This window comes from Actinoplanes sp. ATCC 53533, from assembly GCF_003947245.1.
The window spans coordinates 1-1,778 of sequence record NZ_QHHV01000483.1 but is presented as its reverse complement, the minus strand read 5'-3'; the positions used below and the strand labels follow the sequence as shown (position 1 = coordinate 1,778).

Annotated in this window: 2 protein-coding genes and 1 tRNA gene; 2 read left to right on the top strand and 1 reads right to left on the bottom strand. The window is 66.1% G+C overall.

All coding sequences use genetic code 11. The features are described from left to right. A partial coding sequence (locus DMB66_RS59400; RefSeq protein WP_125812655.1) for a DUF3662 domain-containing protein occupies positions 1-536 on the bottom strand: 536 nt, incomplete at its 3' end. Between the two features lie 168 nt (positions 537-704). Here DMB66_RS59400 and DMB66_RS59395 point away from each other — a divergent pair. Next, a tRNA-Leu gene (locus DMB66_RS59395) sits at positions 705-787 on the top strand. A 394-nt stretch (positions 788-1,181) separates the two neighbouring features. Beyond that, on the top strand, positions 1,182-1,778 hold a 597-nt coding region (locus DMB66_RS59390), incomplete at its 3' end, for an NAD-dependent epimerase/dehydratase family protein (protein WP_125812654.1).

Below are 1,778 nucleotides of genomic sequence, written 5' to 3'. Positions count from 1 at the left end.
CGACCGTCGCCGGAGACCAGGCCGACGTTGCGCCCGTTGTGCCCTCCGTGCTGCTGGTAGCCACCCTGCTGCTGGTCATACGGCGAATACGCCGGCGCCGCGTCGTAGGCGGGCTGTTGCACAGGCGCGACCTCGCCGCCGGTGTACACCTCCGCCGTGACCCGGAACATGCCGGTATCGAGCCCGTCACCGCGCTCGATCTCGACGATGACGTCGCCATAGACCGTCCAGGCCTGCTCGCCGATGAACTCCGCCTGCGACTGGGCCAACTCCTGGGCCAGTGCGGCGGCATACGGCGCCAACCTGCTGTGGTCATACGGCGAGAGATCGATCACGTAGCGGTTAGGCACCAAGGTGCGGCCACCAGCGAGGATAGCCTTGTGCGCCTCGGCCTCCCGCTGCATGGCATTAAGAATCTCCACCGGGTGCACGACACCCTTGAACACCTTCGCGAAGGCACCCTCGACCAGGCCTTCCAACCGCTTCTCAAAGCGCTGCAGCACGCTCACCGGCTCCTCCTCGGGTTCCGAGGACATGATGGTATCCGGCCGCCGCTTCCGCATCTCTGCGAAGAGCAACCGGTCGCTCCTGACCCTCGTATTGCGTCCCATGACGCCGTGCTAGTCTTCCCTGGCGTCACGGGCAGTATCTGCTCGCGGTGTAACGAGGGACAGCGTAGTCTGTTCCGGCTAACTGAATGCCACGGGGATGTGGCGGAATGGCAGACGCGCACGGTTCAGGTCCGTGTGTCCGAAAGGACGTGGGGGTTCAACTCCCCCCATCCCCACCCGATCACCTGGCCGCCCCATGCCCGCAGACAGCGCGGGCCGTGGGGCGATCGGCATGTCTGCTCCGGGGGCCGAGCCCCCGGACGCCCCGCGTTGCGGTGGGCGCTCTCGCTGCTTCGCTTGCGCTTACTTCGTCGGTGGGCACGCTTACCTCGTCGGTGGGCACGGTTCCTGGTCGGTGGGCACGGTTGCTGGTCGGGGTCTGGGCGTTACTGCATTGGTACGGAGTGGCGGGGTCGCTGGGCGCGTCTAGTTGGTCTTGCTCCTCCTTCCTCTTGTTCTTGTTGTCTCCTGGGATCGTGCCTTGCTCTTCGGGTGATAGCGGAGCGTGAGGGGTGCCGCGTTATGCTCTCGACTGGTTTTTGCCCCCGAGACCTCTGGGAGAGTTTGCTCGTGGCCGTCGCCCTGGTAACCGGATCAGGTGGTCTCATCGGCTCCGAGGCGGTCCGGCACTTTGCCGGGCTCGGCCTCGACGTCGTCGGGATCGACAACGACATGCGGCAGGAGTTCTTCGGCGCGGAGGCCTCGACGGCCTGGAACGTCCAGCAGCTCACGGCGGACCTCGGCGCGGCGTATTCGCACCACGGGGTCGACATCCGGGACAGGGACTCGCTGGGGAAGATCTTCCGGAAGTACGGCACCGACATCGCGGTCGTGATCCACACCGCCGCGCAGCCCTCGCACGACTGGGCCGTGCGCGACCCGTTCACCGACTTCGACGTGAACGCCGGTGGCACGCTCAACATGCTGCAGAACACCCGCGAGCACTGCATCGACGCGGCGTTCATCCACTGCTCCACCAACAAGGTGTACGGCGACACCCCGAACCGGCTCCCGCTGATCGAGCAGGAGACCCGCTGGGAGATCGACCCCGCTCATCCGTACGCGGGCGGCATCACCGAGGACATGTCGATCGACCAGTGCCTGCACTCGGTCTTCGGCGCGTCGAAGGTCGCGGCTGATGTGATGGCCCAGGAATACGGGCGTTAC